Here is a 21,468-nt window from a genome sequence, read left to right on the forward strand (position 1 = left end):
GGCGGGTCGGTCAGGTGGCCGCGGGGCGCTCGGGGCCGGGCAGCGGCCGGCGGCCCGGACGCGGCTCGACGCGCTCCGGCCCGGTCTGCGCGGCGGCCGGCGGGGCGGGTCGGCGGCGGGGCAGGTGCAGGGCGGCGGAGACCAGCGCGAAGGCGGCCCAGCCGCCGGCCAGGGCGAGGGCCGGCGAGGTGTCCTGGAGGTAGTGGTAACCGGCGAGGAAGCCGATCAGGCCGAGGCTGTTGCGGGCGAAGTGCCGGCTGAACTCGGCGAGCTGGTGGCGGGCCTCGACGGCGACCAGCACCCCCGAGTAGGGGAAGGTGACCACCATGCCCCGCAGCAGCTCGCCGAGCAGCCCGGTGAGCAGCGCGCCGACGAAGATGACCACCAGCTTGACCGGCGCGGCCAGGCCGTCCCGCCGGTTCTCCGCCGGCCCCGGTGGCGGCGCGGCGGCGGCCCGGCGGCGCAGCAGCACCATGGTCAGCGCCCAGAGCGCCACGGTGCCGGCCAGCGCCGCCTCGAACGGCACCGGCACCGCCAGCACTCCGGCGCTGAGCGCCACGTAGACCGCGACGCCGGCCAGGTCGGCCAGGAGGATCGGCCAGCGCAGCCGGCGGTGGGTGAGTGCCACCGTGACGAAGAAGAGGTTGAGGCCGACCACCCCGAACAGCTGCGGCCCGTCCACCCGGTGGCCGGTGGTGATCAGGGCGAGGGTCATGGGCAGCGGCAGGCTGTAGACGAACGCGCGCACCCGGACCGAGCGGATCACGCTGACCGCCCAGACCACGGCGGTCACCAGCAGGACGGCACTCCACGTCATGGCGCCTCAGTCCTGGAAGGTGGCGATGTCGGCGCAGAGCCGGAAGGCCCGGGTCAGCCGCTCCACGTCGGCCGGGTGGACGGAGAACTCGTTCTCGCTGATCTCGCCGTGCGCGGTCATCTTGGCCTCCCAGCAGCTCGACCCGTCCCAGACCGCCAGGTTGATGTGCAGGTGCGGGCTGACCGCGCCGAGCGGCAACAGGCCCACCCGTACGCCGGCCCGCCGTTGCGTCTCCACCAGCTCGGACAGCTCCGGGCTGAGGGTGGCGTAGGTGAAGATCCGGGTGATTCGCACGCCCCGCTCCAAGGCGGCCAGGTTGGCTTCCCAGTAGCGCCGGCCGACATCCCCGCGCCACCAGCTCAGCTCGCCGCTGACCCGGGGCATGACGTTGGTCAGCGCGACCAGCTCCCGGGTGCAGTCCCGGGTGGCGCCGAGCAGGTCCTCGTCGTCGTCGCCGCGCCGGATGATCCGGCCCGCGGCGAGCTGCTCCGCCTCCCGGCGGAACTCCTCGAAGCGCCGCTGCGCCTCGGCCGCCACCCGGGTCCCGGCGTGCCGCTCGGCGGCCTCGCGGAGCGCGCCGGCGAGCTGCGGGGTGGCGCGGACCAGCCAGGGCGGCCCGTCCAGCAGCGTGCGCAGGTGGAACCGGCGCTCGGCCCGGGCCAGCGAATCGAGCACCAGCGAGATGGTGATTCCCATCAGCCCGGCGAGCAGCGACTCGACCCCGGTGGCCGCGTTGGTCAGGTCGAGCGTCACGGACAGCAGGATCGAGAGCGTGATGCCGACCAGAGCCACCGGGTCGGTGTGCGCGACCAGCCGCACCAGGTTCTCCGCCGAGCCGCTCCGGCCCCGCGCCCGTCGCCGCATCGCCTCACCCGCCATCGGCCACCCCCGATCACTCGTGTGCTCAGCGTAGCCACGATCCACAACGGCCGGTCGGCCGCCGCCCGCCGCCGGTAGCATCCGCCTGGTGCGGACGACGGAGGTGGCGCTGCCGGCCGGCGCGGCGGGGACGACCCGGGCGGAACTGGCGGCGGGGATCCGGGCCTGGGCGGACTCGCCGCCGATGCGGGCCCTGGTCGGGCACTTCGGCGGCGACTGGCCGGCCGGAGACCTGAGCGCGGTGCTGGCCGGGCTGGACGACTTCTCCGCCCGGCACTGGGACTTCCGCGACGGGCGGGAACGCCCCGACGCCCGGGAGCCGGCGTTCGACCCGGCCACGGTCGGGCTGGTGCTCGACGCGGCGACGGCGCTGGGCCTGGTCCGGGCCGTCCCGCCAACCCTGCCCCGGTACGCGCACCTGCTCGTCCTCGGCGGCCTGGCGCACGCCTGCCTGCGGCGCACCGCGTACGCCGCGCACCTGGCCCGGGCGGTCGCCGGGGTCGCCGGCGAGGTGGCGGTGCTGGGCAGCTTCCGGCCCCTCTCCCCGGTCGAGTCGCGGCTGCTCGCCGACGTCGGGGTGCACGGCTGCACCACCGAGGTGGACGCCCTGGACGCCGGGGTGCGGCTGGCGTTCGGGGTGGACGCGCCGAGCGAGGAGACCGGCGAGACCGCGGACCACCCGCACCGGGCCTGGTCGTCGCGCACCTACCGGCCCGCCGGGCTGCCGCCGGTCCGGGTGCTGGCCGCCCCGTCCAGCGAGCCGGACCACCGGCGGGCGCACACCGCCGACACCCAGCGGTTCTGGGCCGCGCACGTCCGGCTGCGCGCGGACGATCCGGTGCTGATGGTGACGGCCCCGATCTACGTGCCGTTCCAGCACTGCGACGCGCTGCGCACCCTCGCCGTGCCGTTCGGCTGCGGGATCGACACGGTCGGGGTGGATCCGGCGCTGGCCCCGCCGGTCCCGGTGCCGGAGCCCACCCTCACCGCCGGGCGCTACCTCCAGGAGATCCGCTCGGCGGTCCGATCGATGCGCGCCCTGCACACGGCACTGGCGGCCGGCTGACCGGCGCACGGCGGGGCCGGTGCCCGGCGAACCACCGCGCACCGGCCCGTGGACGGGGGTCAGTTGACGTAGACGGGGTTGCCCGCCTGGGTGGCGTCCTGCACCGGCGAGTACGTCGCGGAGAAGTACGCGGTGCCGAAGCAGAGGCTCGGCCCTGACGACTTGGTCAGCACCTGGTTGGTGAAGGCGATCGAGTTGGTGGCGTTGGCCGCCGTGCCGGTGATGCTGTTGGTGCCGGTCCGGTAGACGCAGGTGATCGGGCCGAGCAGGCTGTTCAGCAGGACCGTGCTCTGGATCGGCACGCCGGCGGACGACGCCGACCCCGCGTTGCCGCCCGGCGCGGAGTCCCCGGCCCCCGGCCGACCGGGGCTGAGTCAGCGGGCGGTGTCGACCACCGCCTGCGCGAAGACCTCGGAGCGGTGCTCGTAGTTGCGGAACTGGCCGTAACTCGGCGCGGCCGGGGAGAGCAGCACCACCCCGCCGGCCGGGGTGAGCTTGCGGGCCAGCCCCACGGCGGCGACGAGGTCCTCGGCGATCTCCGTCCGCACCGCCGGCAGCCCCGCCAGGGCGTCGACGATCCGGGGGCCGCTGTCCGGGATGCCGATCACGGTGATCTCCCGCTCGGCCAGGTGGTCGCGGAGCGGGGTGTAGTCCAGCCCCCGGTCCGTCCCGCCAACGATCACGGTCAACGGCCGCCCCTCGTACGCGTCGATCGCGTGCATGGCCGCGTACGGGCTGGTGGCCAGGGTGTCGTCGACGAAGGTGAGCCCGGACGCGTCGGGAATCTCGGTGAGCCGGTGGGCGAGGCCCTGGAACCCGGCGACCGCGATGGCGAGGCTGTCCTTGCCCGCCACCACGTCGACGCCGAGCGCGTCGAGCACCGCCAGCGCGACGCAGAGGTTGCCCTCGTTGTGCCGGCCGACCAGGGGCAGCACCGCGCGCGGGAAGAGCGGGGTGTCCCGCAGGTGGAACCAGGGGGCGCCGTCCGGGCCGCTCGCCACGTGGGTGGTGTCCGGCGAGCCGGCCCGGACCGCCGCCCGGTCTCCCAGTTCGAGCGCCAGCCGCGGGTCGGCGCCGTTGACCACCACGGTGTGCGGGCCGTGCGCCAGCAGGTTGAGCTTGTCCCGGTAGTACTCCCGCTCGCCGCCGTGCGCGTCGAGGTGCTCGGGGAAGAGGGCGGTCACCACGGCCACCCGGGGCGAGTCGGTCAGGTCGGCGCACTGGTAGCTGGAGAGCTCCAGCACGTACAGCCCCGCCTCGGGCAGGTCGAGCAGCGGCACGCCGATGTTGCCGCCGAAGACGTTCGGCCGGTCCATCGCGGTGAGCAGGTGGCTGATCAGGCTGGAGGTGGTGCTCTTGCCCTTGCTGCCGGTCACCCCGACGGTCCGGTCCGCGTGGTCGGCCATCCAGAGGGCGCTGCCCTGGGTGACCGGAACGGCTCGACGGCGCAGCTCCATCATCCACGGGTGGGTGTTCGGCACCCCGGGCGAGCGGACCACCACGTCGGCGGCGGCCAGCCGGGCGAAGCCCTCCTCACCGGTCACCAGCGGCGCGGCCTCGGCGAGCGGGCCCTCCCACGGCAGGGTGAGGAAGTTCGCGCTGTCGTCGACGGCGACCAGGCCGGCCGGGCCGTGCGCGGCGATCGCGGTGACCGCGGCCCGGCCCTCCCGGCCGGCGCCCCAGACGGCGACATGACGTCCGCGCAGATCAGACAGGCGCACAGGCTCTCCTCGTTGACATCCTCCCCCTCATGAAGAATGAGGGCGATTCCAGCCTATACAGGCTGAGGTTCACGGCCGTTCGAACGGCTGGTGGCCGCTGTCGCCCATCCGGCACCGGCTGTTCTTCGGGGGCAGGGGATTCCGCCCTGTCCTGCAGCGACGTTAACTGTTGTGTCGTAGGTGGCAGGCATGCTGTGGGGCTGTGGGGAGGTTTACCGCGTTCCGGTTCACAGCTGACCCGTCACCGTCGCAGGTGGTGGTGTTGGTCCGTCATACGGGGGCGGCTCGGTTCGCGTTCAACCAGTGCCTGGCTCTGGTGAAGGACGCCCTGGATGCGAAGCATCGGGGCGGGTCGGTGGTGGTGCCATGGTCGGGTTTCGACCTGATCAACGCGTTCAACTCGTGGAAGACCTCGGCGCAGGCGGGTCGCCGCTTCGTGGTCGACTCGGCCGGTTCGGCCGAGATCGTGGCGACGGGGTTGTCGTGGCGGACGCAGGTGTGTCAGCAGGTGTGTGAGGAAGCCGCTGTCGACTTGGGCCGCGCCCTGACCGCCTGGGCCGACTCCCGGCGGGGGAAACGGCCGGGCCGCCGGGTGGGGTTCCCGACATTCAAACGCAAGAGCCGCACCCAGCCGTCGTTCCGGATCCGCTGCAAAACCAAGGCGGGTCGGGCGAGCATCCGGGTGGGGGATCCGACGGCGGGGCCTCGGAGTATCTGTCTGCCGAGGATCGGGGTCCTGAGGGTACGGGAGGACACCCGCCGACTCCGGCGGATGATGCGCACAGGCCGAGCCCACATCCGGTATGCCACCGCCTCGTGCCGGGCCGGCCGATGGACCATCACCGTGACAGTGGAGGCGGCGGATTTGCATCCCGCCCGCCAGCACCCGCCCCGCCCCGACGCCGACTGCGGTGGTTGGGTAGGCATCGACCGAGGCCTCGCTGCCCTCGTCGTGGCCGCCGACACCACCGGCCGACAGCGGCTGCGCGTCACTGATCCACCGCGCCCGCTGCGGACCGCCCTGCCCCGGCTACGGCGGCTATCCCGCCAGGTCACCCGCAAACAGCGAGGCTCGCGCAATCGGGCCGAGGCGGTCGCCCGGCTGACTCGTGCCCACCACCGTGTCGCGAATGTGCGTCGCCACTTTCTGCACAAGGTCGCCAACCGGCTGGTCAAGACCCACGACCGGCTGGCTCTGGAAGACCTGTACACCGCCGGTCTGCTGCGCAACCGGCGTCTGGCCGCCGCCATCTCCGATGCGGGTTGGGCTGAACTGGCCCGCATCATCGGCTACAAACAGCGCTGGCGGGGCGGGCAGGCCACCCGGGCGCCCCGCTGGTACCCGTCCACCAGAATGTGCAGTGCCTGCCGCACCATCGGCCCCGCCCTACCCCTGTCCATACGCATCTTCCGCTGCGACGAGTGCGGGCATACGGCGGACCGGGACGTCAACGCGGCGGTCAACCTCGCCGTCTGGGCCGAGCAACACCTTGCCCAGACCCGGGACCCCGAAGCACGAGGCCCGGTCACCAACGCCTCCCGAGGGAACGGCTCTGGCCAGCGCCCACGCGCCGGCGCAACCAGCCCTGATGATGGAGGAACCCCACCGCCACGAACACCCGCGACGGCAGGGACGCCCGAGAAGGGCGGTGTCTCATGACCCAACGGACTATTGAGACACGCTGTAGTATGGCGTGTGCCCAACGAGCAGCTCCGGCGGATGGACGCCTTCACCTTCCCGTCCTACTCGATCGACTTCGCCACCGGCGAGGTGTTGTTCGACTACGCCCTGACCGGCCCCGACGGCGAGCAGCGGTTCACCGAGGTGGTCACCCTTCCCCTGCCGGCGGAGCCGGTGTCCGACGAGACCGCGGCCACCCTCGCCCGGGTCCTCGAACTGCTGCACGTGGTCGCCGGGGTCAGCTACTACAAGGCCGCCGCGCCGCCCCGGCTGGTGCTGCCGGCGCCGCTGGGCGCGGCCGCCGCCGAGCTGGTCACGGCCGTCTACACCAAGGGTCTCGCCGAGTACGCGTACCGCAACCAGCTGCCGCACGTGCTGGAGCTGCGCCCGGAGGTGCCGGCCGGCGAGGTCGCCGCGCCGCGCGTGTACGACGACTCGGACCGCCGGCCGCTCTCGGCCGTCGGCGGCGGCAAGGACTCCATCGTCACGCTGGAGGCGCTGCGCCGCGCCGGCTTCGACCCGGTGCCCTTCTCGGTCAACCCGAACCACGTCATCGTCTCGGTCAACGAGGCGTCCGACCTGGTGCCGCTCGCCGCCCGCCGGCGGATCGACCCGGTGCTGTTCGACCTCAACGCGGCCGGCGCCCTGAACGGGCACATTCCCGTCACCGCGATCAACTCGCTGATCGCGGTCGCCACCGCCGTGCTGCACGGGCTCGGGCCGGTGGTGATGTCCAACGAGCGTTCGGCGTCCGACCCGAACCTGGTCTGGCAGGGCCACGAGATCAACCACCAGTGGTCCAAGGGCGTCGAGGCGGAAGGCCTGCTGCGGGCCGCGCTGGCCGAGCACGCCGGCCTCACCGAGCCGTACTTCTCGCTGCTGCGGTCGCTGTCCGAGCTGCACATCGCCCGGCTCTTCGCCGAGACCGACCGGTACGACGCGGTGGTGACCAGCTGCAACGCCGCCTTCAAGCTGCGCGACGCGAGCGAACGCTGGTGCCGCGACTGCCCGAAGTGCCGGTTCGTGTTCCTGGCCATGGCGCCGTTCATGTCCCGCGACCGGATCACCGCCATCTTCGGCGGCGACCTGCTGGCCGACGAGTCTCAGATTCCCGGCTACCGGGAGCTGCTCGGGGTGGACGGGCACAAGCCGTTCGAGTGCGTCGGCGAGGTCGAGGAGTCGGTGGTCGCGCTGAGCCTGCTCGCCGAGCAGGAGCAGTGGCGCGACGCCCCCGTGGTCCGCGCCCTGGTCGACGCGGTGCCGCCGACGGCCTGGTCGGCCGCCGCCACCTCCGACGTCTTCACCCCCGGCGGCCCCACCTACGTCCCCGCCCCCTACGCCAAGGCCCTGACGGCCCTCACCTGACCCTGCCCACCCACCCCGCCCGCCCCGTTGATCATGAGGTTAGCGGGGCGGATCGCCCGGATTGTCGCCGCCAACTTCATGATCACCGAGGATGGCGGTCAGGGGGTGCGGACGGCGTCCAGGGCTAGCAGGGCCACGTGGAGGGACAGGCACTGCTCCACCGAGTCGAGGTCGACGTCGAGGATGCGGCCGATGCGGGCCAGGCGTTCGTAGAAGGCCGGCCGGGACAGGTGGGCGGCGGCGGCCGCGGCGGACTTGTTGCGGCCCTGCTCCAGATACGCGCGGAGGGTGCCGAGCAGTTGCTCCCGGGGGTGCTGGGCGTCGTACGCGAGCAGCCCGCCCAGCTCCCGCTCGACGAAGGTCTGCAACCGCGGCTCGTCCCGGAGCAGGTGCAGCAGGCCGGCCAGCCCGACGTGCGGGAGCCGGAAGTAGGGCAGGTCCCGCCGGTCCCGCCGGGCCGCCTCGGCGATCTGCCGGGCCTCGACCAGTGAGCGGCGCGCCTCCCGCAGGCTGCCCACCCCGGACCCGGCCGCGACGATCACGGCCGGGCCGGCCGGGCGCGGGCGGGACGCCGGATCCGCGGCGCGCAGCGCGCCGACCGTCCCCGTCCGGGCGGCCGAATCGGCGGGGCGGGCGGACCGGGGCGTCGGCGGGCGGGCCGGGTCGGCGTCGAGGCGTACCCGGCGCAACGCGGCGGCGAACGCGGCGAGCGCCTTCTCCTCGGCGGCCGGGTCGGGCAGCGCCAGCAACGCGCCGACCGCCTGGTCGTCGACGGCGCTGGTCAGCGCGGTGAGCTTGGCCTCGCGCAGCGCCTGGCCGACCGCCTCGGCGAGGTCGCGCAGCCGGGCCGGACCGGCCTCGGGGCCGGCGTCCGGGCCCGGGCCGCCGCCCTCGGTCGGGTCGTCGGCCCGGTGCCGGACCACCACGCCGACCAGGTGGCGGCGGTCCAGTGTCACGCCGAGCGCCTTGGCCCGCAGCGCCACCTCGTCCACCGGGCGGGAGTGGTCGATCAGGGCGGTGAGCAGGGTGCGGTGGATTTGGCGTTCCAGCCCCTCGGCGTCGCGCCGGATGAGCCGGCCCAGGGCGAGGGTGGAGGCGGCCCGCTCGATCAGGATGGTGAGCCGGGTGGGTGGGGTCGCGCCCGGTCCCCCGCTGAAGCCCGGGTCCCGACGCGGATGCGGTGGCGTCCAGCCGCCGACCGGCGCGGTGTCGACCGGCGCCGCGTCGACGGACGCCGCGTCGACCGGGGCGGCGCCGGCGCTCGGCTGACCGCGGTCGGCGTCGTACCCGCCGGACGGCCGGCCGGTCGCCCCGGCGGCGGCCTCCCCGGCCGTCGTGGCCGGGAAGGCGTCGGACGCCGGTCGGTCATCCGCGCCGGCCGACGGCCGGTCGGGACCGCGCGTGGTCAGCTCGTCGCCCCCGGCCGGCCAGCGCAGCAGCAGGCGCCCCCAGTCCTGGCCCCGGGCGCCGACGGTGGTCACCAGCCACCCGCTGTCCGGGTCGTACGCGGTGCGCCCGGCCGGCCGGATCCGCCGGGAGTGCTGCTCCCAGCCGTCCAGCAGCAACTCGGCGTTCTCCCCCGCCGGGTCGTACGCCAGCACCTGCCGGGACAGGTTCTCCAGCACCACCGGGCAGCCGGCCAGCTCGGCGGCCTGCCGCACCACCTCGGCCGGCTCGGCGCCCTCGACCGACAGCTCGGTGAACCGCTGGTGGATCTCCTCGGTGGCGCGCAGCTCGGTGAGCTGGGCGTCCACGATCAGCGCGTGCACCGCCTCGGTGATCCGCACGAACGGGGTGGCCCGGCGCAGCTCGACCAGGGGCAGCCCGCGCCGCTCGGCGGCGGCCGCCATGACCCGGGGCACTCCGCTGACGTAGCGGCGGCCCAGCTCCACCACCAGCCCGGAGACCCCGACGTCGGCCAGGTCGCCGATGAACGCCCGCAGCCCGGCGTCGTCGGCGGGCAGCCCGATCCCGGTGGTGAGCACCAGCTCGCCGCCGCCGAGCAGGGTGGCGATGTCGGGCACCTCGGCCACGTGTACCCAGCGCACCGGCCGGTCCAGGCCCGCGTCCCCGGCGACCAGGCGCGGCGCGCCGTGGCGCACCGGCACCAGGGCGAGCACCTCACGGACGGTAGGGAACACGGGCGACACGCTACCCTGCGTCACCGCCGATTCCGAGCGCCGCCGGCCGGGGGTCACAGCGGGTCGTCGCGGCCCAGCTCCCAGCAGGCCACCGCGGTGGCGGCGGCGACGTTGAGCGAGTCCACTCCGCGCCGCATCGGGATCACCACCCGGACGTCGCTGGCGGCCATGGCGGCCCGGGTGAGGCCGGCCCCCTCGGCCCCCATGAGCAGGGCCGCGCGGGCCCGCTGCCCGGCGTCCAGCCGCTGGATCGGCACCGCGTCCGGGGCGGGCGTCATGGCCAGTACCGTGAAACCCGCCGCCCGGACCTGGCCGAGCGCGTCCGGCCAGGGCTCCAGCTTCGCGTACGGGATGGCGAAGACCTCGCCCATGCTGACCCGGACGCTGCGCCGGTAGAGCGGATCGGCGCAGGTCGGCGAGAGCAGCACGGCGTCCACCCCGAGCGCCGCCACGGCCCGGAAGATCGCGCCGAGGTTGGTGTGGTTGTTGACGTCCTCGAGGATGACCACCCGCCGGGCGGTGGCCAGCACCTCGGCGGCGGACGGCAGCGGCTTGCGGCGGAACGAGGCGAGCACGCCCCGGTGCACGTGGAAGCCGGTGGCCCGCTGGAGCACCTCCTGGGTGGCCGCGTAGACCGGGGTGTCGCCGGTGTCCAGGTCGGCGAGCTGGTCCACCCGCTTGGCGTCCACCAGGTACGACCGGGCCGGGTAGCCGGCCCGCAGCGCCCGCCGCAGCACCAGCTCCCCCTCGGCGATGAACAGCCCGTGCGGCGGCTCCCAGCGGGTCCGCAGCTCCACGTCGGTCAGCGCGCGATAGTCGGCGATCCGGTCGTCGTCGGGGTCGGTGATCTCGTGGACGGGCACCGGACGATTCTGCCTGGTCCGTCCGGTGGGTCCGGCGCGGCCTCGGGTTTCCGTCGCCTTGGTCGGGGAACGGAGCCCGGGAAACCGGACGGCGACGAAGGGACCACCACGATGAGCGCGGACCCCACCGGCGACGGCCGGCTGCCCCGGGACGCCACGGTCGCCGACTACATCGTGGCCCGGCTGGCCGAGTGGGGTGTGCACCGCTACTACGGCTACCCCGGAGACGGCATCAACGGGATGACCTCCGCGCTGCAACGGGCCGCCGGCCGGGCCCAGTTCATCCAGGTCCGGCACGAGGAGACGGCCGGCTTCGCGGCCAGCGCCCACGTTAAGTACGGCGGCGGTCCTCTGGGCTGCGTGGTGGTGACCAGCGGTCCGGGCGCGATCCACGTGCTCAACGGCCTTTACGACGCCAAGCTCGACCACCAGCCGGTGGTGGCGCTGCTCGGGCACACCGCGCTGCCCGCCGAGGGCGGCGGCTACTACCAGGAGGTCGACCTGCTCGCCCTCTACAAGGACGTGGCGTCGGCCTTCCTCGCCCAGCTCGACGACCCGTCGCAGGCGCGGCACCTGGTGGACCGGGCCTGCCGGACGGCCCTGGCCCGGCGTACGGTCACCGCCCTGGTGCTCCCCTCCGACGTGCAGGACGAGCCGGCGGTGCCGGAGCCGCCGCACGCGCACGGCTACTACCACACCAGCGCGGTGCCGAGCAGCACGCCGACCGTGCCACCGGAGGAGGAGGTGCGCCGGGCGGCCGAGGTGCTGCGCGGCGGGCAGAAGGTCGCCATGCTGGTCGGGCAGGGCGCCCTCGGCGCGGAGGACGAGGTCCGCCGGGTCGCCGACCGGCTCGGCGCCGGGGTCGCCACCGCCCTGCTCGGCTTCGCCGCCGTCGACCACCGGGAACCCTGGGTGACCGGCGCGATCGGCCTGCTCGGCAGCCGCCCGAGCTGGCAGCTCATGCAGGAGTGCGACCGGCTGCTGATCGTGGGCAGCCAGATGCCGTACTCGGAGTTCTACCCGCCGCAGGGGCAGGCCCGGGCGGTGCAGATCGACCTGGACGGCAGCCGGATGGGGCTGCGCTATCCGACCGAGGTGAACCTGACCGGCGACGCCGCGCCGACCCTGCGGGCGCTGCTGCGCGAGCTGGGCACCGGGCCGGTGCCGGCCACCTGGCGGGCCACGCTGGCCGACGCCACCGGGAAGTGGCGGCAGGCCCAGCGGGAACTGGCCGAGCAGACGGCCGACCCGGTGAACCCGCAGCTGCTCTTCGCCACCCTGGACGACGCCCTGCCCGACGACGCCATGCTGGCGGTGGACTGCGGCACCGCGACCGCCTGGTACGCCCGCCACGTCCGGGTCCGCCCCGGCATGCTGGCCAGCCTCTCCGGCACCCTGCTCTCGATGGGCGGGGCCATGCCGTACGCGATCAGCGCGAAGTTCGCCCACCCGGACCGCCCGCTGGTCGCGCTGATCGGCGACGGCGCGATGCAGATGAACGGGGTCAACGAGCTGATCACCGTGGCGAAGTACTGGCGGGAGTGGGCGGACCCCCGCTTTGTGGTGCTGGTGCTCAACAACCGCGACCTGTCCTTCGTCAGCTGGGAGCAGCGCTCCGGCGAGGGGACGCCGATGTTCCCGGCGAGCCAGGACCTGCCGGACGTGGGCTACCACAAGTGGGCCGAGGTGCTGGGGCTCGAGGGTGTGCTGGTCGACTCCCCCGACCAGGTGCCGGACCTGTGGCAGCGGGCGCTCAGCGCCGACCGGCCGGTGGTGGTGAACGCGGTCGTGGACCCGGCCGAGCTGATGCTGCCGCCGCACTCCACCGTCGAGCAGGCCCGCAAGACGGCCGCCGCGGTGCTGCGCGGGGACAGCGACCGGACGGAGATCCTCCGGCGGGGACTGCCCTCGGTACTCGCCACGTACCGTCCCCGCCGCCGCGACCGGTGAGGCGTCAGGCCCGCTCGTAGCGCAGCAGCACCGACCGCCCGTCGAAGCCCCGGGTCCCGGTCAGCCGCAGGTCGAGGCGGTCCTTGCCGGGGAAGACCGGGGTGCCGCCGCCCAGCACGACCGGGTGCACCACCACCTGGTACTCGTCGATCAGCCCCAGCTCGGTCAGGGCCGCCGCCGCGCCGGCGCCACCGGTGAGCAGCAGATCCCTGCCCGGCTGCGCCTTCAGCTCGGCGACCTCGGCGGCCAGGTCGCGGCCGATCACCCGGGCGCCGTACTCGGCGCTCTCCAGCGTGCGCGAGATGACGATCTTCGGGGTGCGGGCCCAGATCGGGGCGAACCGCAGGTCGTGCGGGTCCTGGGAGATCTGCTCGGCGCGCGGCCAGTACCAGGACATCAACCCCCACACCTTGCGGCCGTAGAGGAAGGCGTCGGCCCGGTCGGTCAGCTCGAAGGAGTACGCGGACAGCTCCCGCCCCATGACCGGCCAGTCGAACTCCCCGTTCGGCCCCTCGATGAAGCCGTCGACCGACTGGTGCACCCAGTGGATGAGCTTGCGCATGGTGTCTCTCCTCGCTCGGTGACGCCCCGGCGGGCGCGCTCACCGGTGGGTCGGAGCCGGCCGACCGGATCCGACAGCCGGCGCGGATCTTTTCCGGAGATTTGCCGAGGGCGACTACCGTCCGGATCCGTGGCCCGTTCCGTGATGATCGCCCTGGTCGGTGTCGACGGCTCCGGCAAGAGCACCCAGGCCAGGGCGCTCGCCCGCCGGCTGACGGCCGGGGGGATCCCGGCGACCTACTTAGAGAACGCCGGCGGCCGGCCGCTGTGGAACCGGCTGGCCCGCGCGCTCGGCCGGCCGGACGGGGTGGCGCTGTTCGGCCGTACCCTCTATCCGGCGCTGGAGGCGACGGTCCGCGCGCTGGCGATGGCCCGCACGGTGCTGGTGGCCCGGCTGACCGGGCGCACCGCGGTGCTGGACCGGTGGACCTGGTGCCAGGACGTCATCATGGCCGCCCGCGGCGACCGGGGGCGGCGGGCGGTCCGGGCCGCGTACGCGATCTTCCCGCGCCCGGCGGTGGTCTGCTTCCTGGCCGCCTCGCCGGAGGTGGCGCAGCGGCGGGTGGCGGCCCGGGGCATCGACACCGAGGAGTTGGGTCACCTGCGCGCGCTGGACGCCGCCTACCGGTCCCTGCCCGACTTCGGCTCGTTCGTGGTGCTCGACGGCGACGCCGAGCCCGACGAGGTGGCGGCGGCCCTGGACCGCGCGGTGTCACCCCTGGTGGCGGGGTGACACCGCGGATCGAGGTCAGCCGCGGCCGCGGCCCTGGAGCCAGCGGAGCAGGTCCGAGGGGAGGTTGTCCCGGTCCTGCTGGCGCCGCTCGGGTTGCGGGGTGGGACGCGGCTGCGGGCGCTGCGGGTCGCCGGCCAGCTCGCGGCTCGGCGCGGTGAAGTCCCGCACCGGCTTGCCGTCCACCGCCGTCCTGATCACCCGGGCCACGGCGTCGATCACCTTGGCCTGCACCGCCGAGCCGACCAGGTCGGTCGAGTCGTCGGGGTTGGCCGCGATGCCGGCCACGGCCACCTGCGGGGTGAACCCGACGAAGGTCTCGGTGGCGTTCTGCTCGGAGCTACCCGTCTTGCCCGCCACCGGTCGGCCGACGAGCCGGTCGACCGAGGTGGCGGTGCCGCCGTTGCACTGCCCGTACGCCGACTGCTGGCCGACCGGGCAGCGGGCCGCGTCGGTCGCCGCCCGGGCCACGTCGGCGTCCAGCACCTTCCGGCAGGAGGGCTGGCCGACGTCGACCTTCTCGCCGTTGGCGGCGGTCACCGAGACCACCGGCAGCAGCGAGCAGTACGTCCCCTCGGCGGCCACGGTGGCGTAGGCGTTGGCCAGGTCCAGCGGGGTGGTGGCGGCCACGCCGAGGGTGAACGCGCCCCAGTTCTCCGCGTTGTCCTTGGCGAAGGTGGCGTCGGAGTCGGCCCGGAAGGTGATGCCGAGCCGCTGCGCCATCTCCACCACCTTGTCCTCGCCGACCTGCTCGGCCAGCCAGACGAAGTAGGTGTTCACGGAGCGGCCGAAGCCGTCCCACATCATCCGGTAGCCGTCCATCCACTCCGGGTTGGCGTTGGCCGGGCACCACTTGCCGGCGCAGTTGCCCTCGGCGTCGGAGGCGTAGCGGGTGGGCAGCTTGGCCGGGGCGTCGAAGCCGGTGGCGAGCGGCTTGCCGGCCTCCAGGGCGGCGAGCATGGTGAACAGCTTGAAGGTCGAGCCGGCCTGGTAGCCGTCGACGCTGGCGCCGCCGGAGATCAGCGGGTTGACGGTGTTCGGGTGGTTGGCCTGCCCGGCCGGGTTGTCGGCGAGGCTGTAGTGCCGGTTGACCGCCATGGCGAGCACCCGCCCGGTGCCCGGCTCGACCGCGGCGATCGGCAGGGCGCGCCTGTTGCCGTAGCCGTAGACGGAGGTGGCCTGCTTCTGCGCGGTCTGCTGGATCTTCGGGTCGAGGGTGGTGACCACGGTGTAGCCACCCCGGCGCAGCGCCTGCTCGCGCTCCTTGACCGTGTCCCCGAAGGCCGGCTGGGCGAGCCACCACTGGCGCAGGTAGTCGCAGAAGAAGCCCCAGTCGTCGTGGCCCGCGGCGGTCGCGGTGCACCCGTTGGGCTGGGCGGTCGGGTGCAGGGTGAGCGGCTCCGCCCTGGCCGCGGCGGCCTGCTGGGCGGTGATCGCGCCGGTGGCGGCCATCGAGTCGAGCACGTAGCCCCGGCGGGCGAGCGCCTGGTCCTTGTCGCCGTCGATCGGGCTGTACTCGTCGGGCGACTGGACCAGCCCGGCCAGCAGCGCCGCCTCGCCCAGGGTCAGGTCGGCCGGGGCCTTGCCGAAGTAGCGCTGGCTGGCCGCGGCGACGCCGTACGCCCCGGAGCCGAAGTACGCGATGTTGAGGTAGCGGTTGAGGATCTCGTCCTTGCTGAGCGTCTTCTCCAGCGCGTTCGCGTACCGGATCTCCTGGAGCTTGCGCCCGACGGTCTGCTCGGTGGCGGCCTGCCGCTCCTCGGCGGTGCGGGTCGGGTCGGTCTTGAGCACGTTGCGGACGTACTGCATGGTCAGCGTGGAGCCGCCCTGCTCGGTGCCGCCGCCCTTGACGTTGGCGACCAGGGCGCGGGCGATGCCCCGCAGGTCGGCCCCACCGTGGGAGTAGAAGCGGCGGTCCTCGGCCGCGATGATCGCCTGCCGCATCACCGGGGCGATCTCGGCCAGCGGCACGTCGGTGCGGTTGACGTCGTAGAACGTGGTGATCAGGGTCTTGCCGTCGTTGGCGTAGAGGTAGGAGCGCTGCGGCTGCGCGGGGGTGCGCAGCGCGTCGGGCAGCTCCGCGTACGCGCCCAGGCCGGCCTTGGCGGCGAGCCCGCCGAGCAGGCCGCTCGGGAGCGCGGCGACCGCGAGGACCAGCCCGGCGAGGACGCCGGCGAGCAGCACGGTGAAGAGCCGCGACAGTGGCGACCGGGGAGACGGCATGGACTCCAGGATTGCCGCGAATGTCGCCAACCGGCCACCCCGCCAGGCAACTGTCAGTTACCTCACGGCGACCTCCCAGCTCCGGCGGAGACGCGGAACCGGGCGGAACCGGTCAGCCGGCGGCGAGCGGGCCGTTGGGGGGCGGAGCCGGGGTGGCGGCCACGCTGGCCGCGACGGTGTCGCGGGCGATCGTGGCGGGCACGAGGCGCCCGGAGCGGTAGCCGATGCCGATGCCGGCGACCAGCACGAAGATCGCGCCGAAGGTCTGCAACGAGCCGATCAGCGCGCCGCCCAGGCCCAGCAGCGGGGCGGCGATCATCAGCATCGTCCCGTCGCCGTAGGAGAACATCCCCGACCGGGCGACCGACCAGCCGACGAGGAGCCAGCCCAGGCTGTAGAAGGTCGAGCCGACCAGGACCAGGGTGCGCGCGGTGGTGCCGAAGACCGGCGCCTGCTCGGCCAGCCCGGCGAAGGGCAGCATCAGCACCATCCCGCCGATGCTGGCCAGCAGCCCGACCAGGGCGATCCGCCGGCACCGGGTGGCGGCGAGCAGGCCGGCGAGCGCCAGCAGGGCGAGCAGCCCGAGCCAGACCGAGGCCACCCACCCCACGAGGTAGAGCGGCTGCCCCTCGGCCGGGTAGGGGTCGTTGCCCACCCCGCCGTCGCTGGCCATCGCCACCAGGCCGTAGAGGACCGCGTACGCGGGCAGCAGCCAGACCGCCGCGCGGGCGAACCGCCGCACCGACCAGGCCCAGCTCGCGTCGGTGGCCGGGGCGGCCGGCCCGGGCTCGGCGACGAACGGCAGCACCCCGAACCCACCCCCGGTACGCCGGCTGCCGAGCGGCCCGGCCGGGTCGTGCGCGCCGGGGACCGGGGTCCTGGAAAACAGCCGGTTCGCCGGATCCTTCATGCGTCACCTCGCTCCGCGGGCGGCGCGGGACGCGCAACGGCGCCCCGGTCCTGGTCACCACCCGTCCTCAGACCGATCGTGGCAGGCACCGGGGCGCCGCATGAGGGATTCTCGGATTTGCCGGCGACGTCCTCGTTCAGCCCCGTTCGCGCTGGTCGGAGGGGTCGTTGAGCAGGCTCTGCGGGGAGACCGGCTCGGGCGCCGGCAGCCCCTGCGGGGCGTTGCCGCCGGTGGCCTGCGCCTCGGCGACGCGTACCTCGTCGTGGATCTCCTGGGCCGCGGTAGCGGCCGCGTGCGCGGCCTCGGCGGCCTCCCGCTCCACCTCGACGGCGCTCTTGGTGGCCTCCGGCGACGGCACGTCGCCGACCATGTTGGCCAGGCCACCGAGCGCGCCGCCCATGCCCTCCAGGGCCTTGGTCAGCTCGGTCGGGACGATCCAGACCTTGTTGGCGGTGCCGTTGGCGATCTGCGGCAGGGCCTGGAGGTACTGGTAGGCGAGCACCTTCTGGCTCGGGTTGGCCTGGTGGATCGCGTCGAACACGGTGCGGATCGCCTTGGCCTGGCCCTCCGCCTGGAGGATCCGGGCCTGCCGGTCACCGTCGGCGCGCAGCACGGCGGCCTGCTTCTCACCCTCGGCCGTGAGGATCTGCGACTGCTTGTGCCCCTCGGCGTTGAGGATGGCGGCGCGGCGGTCACGCTCGGCGCGCATCTGCTTCTCCATCGAGTCGCGGATGCTCGGCGGCGGCTCGATCGCCTTGATCTCGACCCGGGTCACCTTGATGCCCCACCGGCCCGTGGTCTCGTCCAGCACCCCGGAGAGGTGCCGGTTGATCTCCTCGCGGCTGGTCAGCGCCCGCTCCAGGTCCAGCGAGCCGATCACGTTGCGCAGCGTGGTGACGGTGAGTTGCTCGATGGCCTGGAGGAAGTTGGAGATCTCGTAGGTGGCGCGGACCGAATCGACCACCTTGAAGTAGAGCACCGTGTCGATCGAGACGACGAGGTTGTCCGAGGTGATCACCGGCTGCGGCGGGAAGCTGACCACCTGCTCCCGCATGTCGACCTTGGTCCGCACCGCGTCGACGTACGGCACCAGCAGGTTCAGCCCCGGGCTCAGGGTCCGCTTGTACTTGCCCAGCCGCTCCACCACGTCCTGGCGCTGCTGCGGCACGATCCGCACCGCCTTCACCAGCGTCACCACGACGATCACGGCGACGGCGATCAACAGGATCGCTGCAAACTCCATGCCTTCACCTTTTCCCTTCGGGCAGTCCGCCCGGGGTGGAAATCTCGTCCTGCCAGACCAGGGCGGTCGCGCCCCGGACCTTTATCACCTGCACCCGCTCGCCCGCCGCGTAGCTGCGCGTCGCGTCGTACGACCGGGCCGTCCACAGCTCACCGTCGATCTTGACCAGGCCGCGCTCGGCGTCCACCGGCTCCAGCACCACCGCGCTGGAGCCCTCGATCGCCTCGACCCCGAACGGCTGGTCGCCGCTCTCCAGCGCCGGCATGGCGTGCCGCTTGATGACCGGCCGGACCAGCGCCACCGACAGCGCGGAGACCACCGCGAAGACCAGCGCCTGGAGCGCGACCGGCGCGCCGAGCGCCGCGGCGCCGGCGGCGGCGAAGGCCCCGGCCGCGAACATGATCAGGAAGAGCGTCGTCGTGAAGATCTCGGCGACCGCCAGCAGCACACCCAGCACGATCCAGAACACGGCGTCCACCCTTAGATCGTGACACGCCGACGCACGCAGCAACGACCCCGCATGATCACCTAAGCTCGGCACCGCGCCGAAGACCGCCGAGGAGGACGCCATGGCCCTGCTGCCCGAGACCGCCCGACAGGTGGACCTGCTGGTCGCCCGGGCCCAGGCGGAGGGGCGCGGGCCCTCGCTCGCCCTCGGGGTGGTCCGGGACGGCGACCTGGCGCACGTCGCGCTCGCCGGCGAGCAGCCCCGCCCTGACGCGGACCTCCAGTACCGGATCGGCTCGATCAGCAAGACCATGACGGCCGTGCTGGTGATGCAGCAGCGTGACGCCGGCCAGCTGGCCCTGGACGACCCGCTGGACAAGCACCTGCCCGGCACCCCGGTCGGCGCGCTCACCCTGCGCCAGCTGCTCGGGCACGCCAGCGGCCTGCAGCGGGAGCCCGACGGGCAGTGGTGGGAGCGGGCCGCGGGCGCCGACCTGGCGACCCTGCTCGCCGGGCTCACCCCGGCGAAGATCGCCCACCCGCCGCACCACGTCTACCACTACTCGAACCTGGCGTACGGGCTGCTCGGCGGCGTGCTGGAGCGGATCACCGGCACGCCCTGGGCCGACCTGCTCCGCGAGCGACTGCTCGAACCGCTGGGCATGCGCCGCACCACCTACCACCCGACCGAGCCGTACGCCCGCGGCTACGTGGTGCACCCCTGGCACGACACGCTCCGGGAGGAGCCGCGGACCGACACCGGGGCGATGGCGCCGGCCGGCCAGCTCTGGTCGACGGTCGAGGACCTGGCCCGCTGGGCGGCCTTCCTGGCCGACCCGGCCCCGGATCTGCTCGCCCCGGCGACGCTCACCGAGATGTGCGCGCCCGTGGTGATCAGCGACCTGGACGCCTGGACCGGCGGGCACGGCCTCGGCGTGGAGCTCTACCGGGTCGGCGACCGGGTGTACGTGGGCCACGGCGGCTCGATGCCCGGGTACGTCGCCGGCCTGGCCGTGCACCGCCCCACCCGCACCGGCGTGGTCGATTTCGCCAACTCGTACGGGCTGCGCGCCGGCCACCACGTCGTCGGCCTGGCCCGCGACATCCTCACCCTGGTGCTGGACGCCGAGCCCGCCGCGCCCGCCCCGTGGCGCCCGGCCGAGGCTCCGCCGCCCGCCGACCTGGCCGAGCTGACCGGCCGCTGGTGGTGGATGGGCAACGAGTACGAGTTCCGCATCGACCCCGCCGGCGACCTGGTTGGTGGCCTGGTCGGTAATCCCCAGCTCAGGTTCACCCCGGAGGCCCCCGACCGCTGGCGTGGCCGTTCAGGTTCCCAGGACGGCGAACTCCTCACCGTCATCCGCGACGAGGCGGGGCAAGCGGTCGCTCTCGACATCGCCACCTTCGTCTTCACCAGGACCGTTACTTCCGGTGCGCTTTAGCGAGCACACGATCAGCAGTCCCGCCTTGCGGTGGGACGGTCCCGGTCTTGCCGGCGGATACCGTGCCGGGTTCACGCTTCACAGCCACCTGCCCGCGTGCGCGGGTCTTATGGTCGGCTCCACGTGCTGCCACCGGGCCACTCCCGGCGGTGTCGTACTCAGCCGCCAGCGCGGCCAAGTTGAGTGCGGCGTTGTGGTCACGATCCACGACCAGGCCACACGCCTCACACTGATATTCACGCTCAGACAGGGGCAGCTTGGTTTTCACCGCGCCACAGCCCGAGCACGTTTTCGAGGACGGATACCAGCGGTCGGCGACGACAAGCCGCCCACCGCTCCACTCAGACTTGTAGGCCAACTGCCGGCGCAGCTCACCGAAGCTGGCGTCGGCGATGTGCCGGGCCAGCCGCCGGTTACGCAACATCCCGGCGACGTTGAGGTCTTCCACCACGACCGTGCCGTGCTCCCGCGCGAGCCGGGTGGTCAGCTTGTGCAGGCCGTCACGGCGCAGATTAGCCACCCGAGCGTGAGCGCGACCGAGCCGGAGACAGGCACGCTTCCAACGGCTCGACGGCTGGCGGCCGGTCCGTCGGTCCGGCCCGGTCTTACGGGACATCGCCCGGCCGAGGGTCCGCAGCCGACGTTGAGCGGCATCGAGGTGACGCGGGTTGGGCACCAGTTCGCCCGTGGACAGCACCGCGAGGTGTTTGATACCGACGTCCACGCCGAGAACGCTCGCTGGTCGGGTCGGGACGTTCTCGGCGCGCTCAACCTCAACGCAGAAGGAAACATGCCACCGGCCGCCGTCACGCCGGACGGTTGCGGACATGATCCGGACGGTGCCGTTGTCGATGCGACGGGCCAACTTCCGGGCGGACTCGTGCAGCTTCAACCGTCCCAGGCGGGGCAACACCACATGCTTGCGGTCCGGCTCCACCCGGATCGCGCCAGTCGTGAATCGCACTGATGGCCTTGTGCGACGGCGGGACTTGAACCGGGGGAACCCGACCGGGCGGCCGGCCCGCTTGCCACCACGGGAGTCCGACCAGTTTTTCAACGCGCGGGCCAGCGCGTCGAGGCCAGTGTTGAACGCCTCCTTCGAGCACTCCCGCCACCACGGCGCGACATCTTCCTTGGCGGCATTCCACGCCTTGCGCAGCGCGGGCAGCGACCAACCGACCACCGGAGTCAGCACTTCCTCGGGCACGCCGTAAGTGCGCTCGGCGGCACGCTGCTCCATGACAGCCTTCACCCGCGCCAGCGCCCAGTTATGAGCGACTCGGGCAGCCCCGGCATGCGCCAGCACCCCCCGCTCCTGCGCAGGGGTGAGGTCAAGGGCGAACCGGTACGCCTGCAACGTCTTCACGTCGGCCCGAGCTTTGTGACGATGCCGCCAAGACGAAACGTGGGAACAGGCAACGTCCCTGCC

Annotated in this window: 18 protein-coding genes and 1 pseudogene; 6 read left to right on the forward strand and 13 right to left on the reverse strand. The window is 73.6% G+C overall.

Features of this window, described 5'->3' with window-relative positions:
- Positions 1-10 precede the first annotated feature (10 nt).
- Positions 11-817, reverse strand: coding sequence for a hypothetical protein (locus AB0F68_RS19760; RefSeq protein ID WP_357340162.1), 807 nt, complete (start codon positions 815-817; stop codon positions 11-13).
- Positions 818-823: 6 nt separating this feature from the next.
- On the reverse strand, positions 824-1,681 hold the full coding sequence (locus AB0F68_RS19765) for a hypothetical protein (protein ID WP_357340175.1): 858 nt from the start codon (positions 1,679-1,681) through the stop codon (positions 824-826).
- Positions 1,682-1,784: 103 nt separating this feature from the next.
- Between AB0F68_RS19765 and AB0F68_RS19770 the strand changes: the two genes are divergently transcribed.
- Positions 1,785-2,762 carry a hypothetical protein gene (locus AB0F68_RS19770; RefSeq protein ID WP_357340177.1) on the forward strand — a complete coding sequence of 326 codons (978 nt, stop codon included), beginning with the start codon at positions 1,785-1,787 and terminating at the stop codon, positions 2,760-2,762.
- A 59-nt stretch (positions 2,763-2,821) separates the two neighbouring features.
- Here AB0F68_RS19770 and AB0F68_RS19775 read toward each other — a convergent pair whose 3' ends face one another.
- Positions 2,822-3,064, reverse strand: coding sequence for a hypothetical protein (locus AB0F68_RS19775; RefSeq protein WP_357340179.1), 243 nt, complete (start codon positions 3,062-3,064; stop codon positions 2,822-2,824).
- A gap of 72 nt (positions 3,065-3,136) precedes the next feature.
- On the reverse strand, positions 3,137-4,483 hold the full coding sequence (gene murD / locus AB0F68_RS19780; protein ID WP_357340181.1) for a UDP-N-acetylmuramoyl-L-alanine--D-glutamate ligase: 1,347 nt from the start codon (positions 4,481-4,483) through the stop codon (positions 3,137-3,139).
- A gap of 202 nt (positions 4,484-4,685) precedes the next feature.
- On the opposite strand from murD, the gene AB0F68_RS19785 reads away from it, so the two are divergent.
- Positions 4,686-6,143 carry a transposase gene (locus AB0F68_RS19785; protein ID WP_357340183.1) on the forward strand — a complete coding sequence of 486 codons (1,458 nt, stop codon included), beginning with the start codon at positions 4,686-4,688 and terminating at the stop codon, positions 6,141-6,143.
- A 36-nt stretch (positions 6,144-6,179) separates the two neighbouring features.
- Positions 6,180-7,529: a hypothetical protein gene (locus AB0F68_RS19790; RefSeq protein WP_357340185.1), complete on the forward strand. Its 1,350-nt coding sequence runs from the start codon at positions 6,180-6,182 to the stop codon at positions 7,527-7,529.
- A 98-nt stretch (positions 7,530-7,627) separates the two neighbouring features.
- Here the strand turns inward: AB0F68_RS19790 and AB0F68_RS19795 are convergent, their stop codons facing one another.
- The 3 genes and pseudogenes from AB0F68_RS19795 to AB0F68_RS19805 all read right to left on the reverse strand — a co-directional run bounded on the left by AB0F68_RS19795 (position 7,628) and on the right by AB0F68_RS19805 (position 10,533).
- Positions 7,628-8,071 (reverse strand): helix-turn-helix domain-containing protein, encoded by a 444-nt coding sequence (locus AB0F68_RS19795; RefSeq protein WP_357340258.1) that lies wholly within the window; start codon positions 8,069-8,071, stop codon positions 7,628-7,630.
- A 153-nt stretch (positions 8,072-8,224) separates the two neighbouring features.
- A pseudogene (locus tag AB0F68_RS19800) lies at positions 8,225-9,670 on the reverse strand (PucR family transcriptional regulator ligand-binding domain-containing protein); the annotation flags it as partial.
- A gap of 53 nt (positions 9,671-9,723) precedes the next feature.
- Positions 9,724-10,533, reverse strand: coding sequence for an RNA methyltransferase (locus tag AB0F68_RS19805; RefSeq protein ID WP_357340191.1), 810 nt, complete (start codon positions 10,531-10,533; stop codon positions 9,724-9,726).
- A gap of 111 nt (positions 10,534-10,644) precedes the next feature.
- On the opposite strand from AB0F68_RS19805, the gene AB0F68_RS19810 reads away from it, so the two are divergent.
- Complete coding sequence (locus AB0F68_RS19810) at positions 10,645-12,483, forward strand: thiamine pyrophosphate-requiring protein (RefSeq protein WP_357340194.1); 1,839 nt, start codon at positions 10,645-10,647, stop codon at positions 12,481-12,483.
- A 4-nt stretch (positions 12,484-12,487) separates the two neighbouring features.
- Here the strand turns inward: AB0F68_RS19810 and AB0F68_RS19815 are convergent, their stop codons facing one another.
- Positions 12,488-13,045: a dihydrofolate reductase family protein gene (locus tag AB0F68_RS19815; protein ID WP_357340196.1), complete on the reverse strand. Its 558-nt coding sequence runs from the start codon at positions 13,043-13,045 to the stop codon at positions 12,488-12,490.
- Positions 13,046-13,174: 129 nt separating this feature from the next.
- On the opposite strand from AB0F68_RS19815, the gene AB0F68_RS19820 reads away from it, so the two are divergent.
- Positions 13,175-13,777 carry a dTMP kinase gene (locus tag AB0F68_RS19820; RefSeq protein WP_357340198.1) on the forward strand — a complete coding sequence of 201 codons (603 nt, stop codon included), beginning with the start codon at positions 13,175-13,177 and terminating at the stop codon, positions 13,775-13,777.
- A gap of 15 nt (positions 13,778-13,792) precedes the next feature.
- Here AB0F68_RS19820 and AB0F68_RS19825 read toward each other — a convergent pair whose 3' ends face one another.
- The 4 genes from AB0F68_RS19825 to AB0F68_RS19840 form a co-directional block, all read right to left on the reverse strand.
- Entirely contained in the window at positions 13,793-15,997 is a 2,205-nt protein-coding gene (locus AB0F68_RS19825) for a transglycosylase domain-containing protein (protein ID WP_357340200.1), read from the reverse strand.
- Positions 15,998-16,109: 112 nt separating this feature from the next.
- Positions 16,110-16,907, reverse strand: a complete 798-nt coding sequence (locus AB0F68_RS19830; RefSeq protein WP_357340202.1) for a hypothetical protein — start codon at positions 16,905-16,907, stop codon at positions 16,110-16,112.
- A 136-nt stretch (positions 16,908-17,043) separates the two neighbouring features.
- On the reverse strand, positions 17,044-18,150 hold the full coding sequence (locus tag AB0F68_RS19835; protein ID WP_357340204.1) for an SPFH domain-containing protein: 1,107 nt from the start codon (positions 18,148-18,150) through the stop codon (positions 17,044-17,046).
- A gap of 4 nt (positions 18,151-18,154) precedes the next feature.
- Entirely contained in the window at positions 18,155-18,628 is a 474-nt protein-coding gene (locus AB0F68_RS19840; protein ID WP_357340207.1) for an NfeD family protein, read from the reverse strand.
- Between the two features lie 91 nt (positions 18,629-18,719).
- Between AB0F68_RS19840 and AB0F68_RS19845 the strand changes: the two genes are divergently transcribed.
- Positions 18,720-20,039, forward strand: a complete 1,320-nt coding sequence (locus tag AB0F68_RS19845; RefSeq protein WP_357340211.1) for a serine hydrolase domain-containing protein — start codon at positions 18,720-18,722, stop codon at positions 20,037-20,039.
- Here the strand turns inward: AB0F68_RS19845 and tnpB are convergent.
- A complete protein-coding gene (tnpB, locus tag AB0F68_RS19850; protein WP_357340215.1) occupies positions 20,020-21,405 on the reverse strand; it encodes an IS607 family element RNA-guided endonuclease TnpB in 1,386 nt (461 codons plus the stop codon). The genes AB0F68_RS19845 and tnpB overlap by 20 nt on opposite strands.
- Between the last annotated feature and the right edge of the window lie 63 nt (positions 21,406-21,468).

The sequence above is a fragment of the Micromonospora sp. NPDC023966 genome, from assembly GCF_040639095.1.
GTDB lineage: Bacteria > Actinomycetota > Actinomycetes > Mycobacteriales > Micromonosporaceae > Micromonospora.

Coding starts and splice junctions, on each gene's coding strand:
- AB0F68_RS19760 (WP_357340162.1), bottom strand. CDS start 817: ATGACGTGGAGTGCCGTCCTGCTGGTGACCGCCGTGGTCTGGGCGGTC.
- AB0F68_RS19765 (WP_357340175.1), bottom strand. CDS start 1,681: ATGCGGCGACGGGCGCGGGGCCGGAGCGGCTCGGCGGAGAACCTGGTG.
- AB0F68_RS19810 (WP_357340194.1), top strand. CDS start 10,645: ATGAGCGCGGACCCCACCGGCGACGGCCGGCTGCCCCGGGACGCCACG.
- AB0F68_RS19815 (WP_357340196.1), bottom strand. CDS start 13,045: ATGCGCAAGCTCATCCACTGGGTGCACCAGTCGGTCGACGGCTTCATC.
- AB0F68_RS19825 (WP_357340200.1), bottom strand. CDS start 15,997: ATGCCGTCTCCCCGGTCGCCACTGTCGCGGCTCTTCACCGTGCTGCTC.
- AB0F68_RS19830 (WP_357340202.1), bottom strand. CDS start 16,907: ATGAAGGATCCGGCGAACCGGCTGTTTTCCAGGACCCCGGTCCCCGGC.
- AB0F68_RS19835 (WP_357340204.1), bottom strand. CDS start 18,150: ATGGAGTTTGCAGCGATCCTGTTGATCGCCGTCGCCGTGATCGTCGTG.
- AB0F68_RS19845 (WP_357340211.1), top strand. CDS start 18,720: ATGGCCCTGCTGCCCGAGACCGCCCGACAGGTGGACCTGCTGGTCGCC.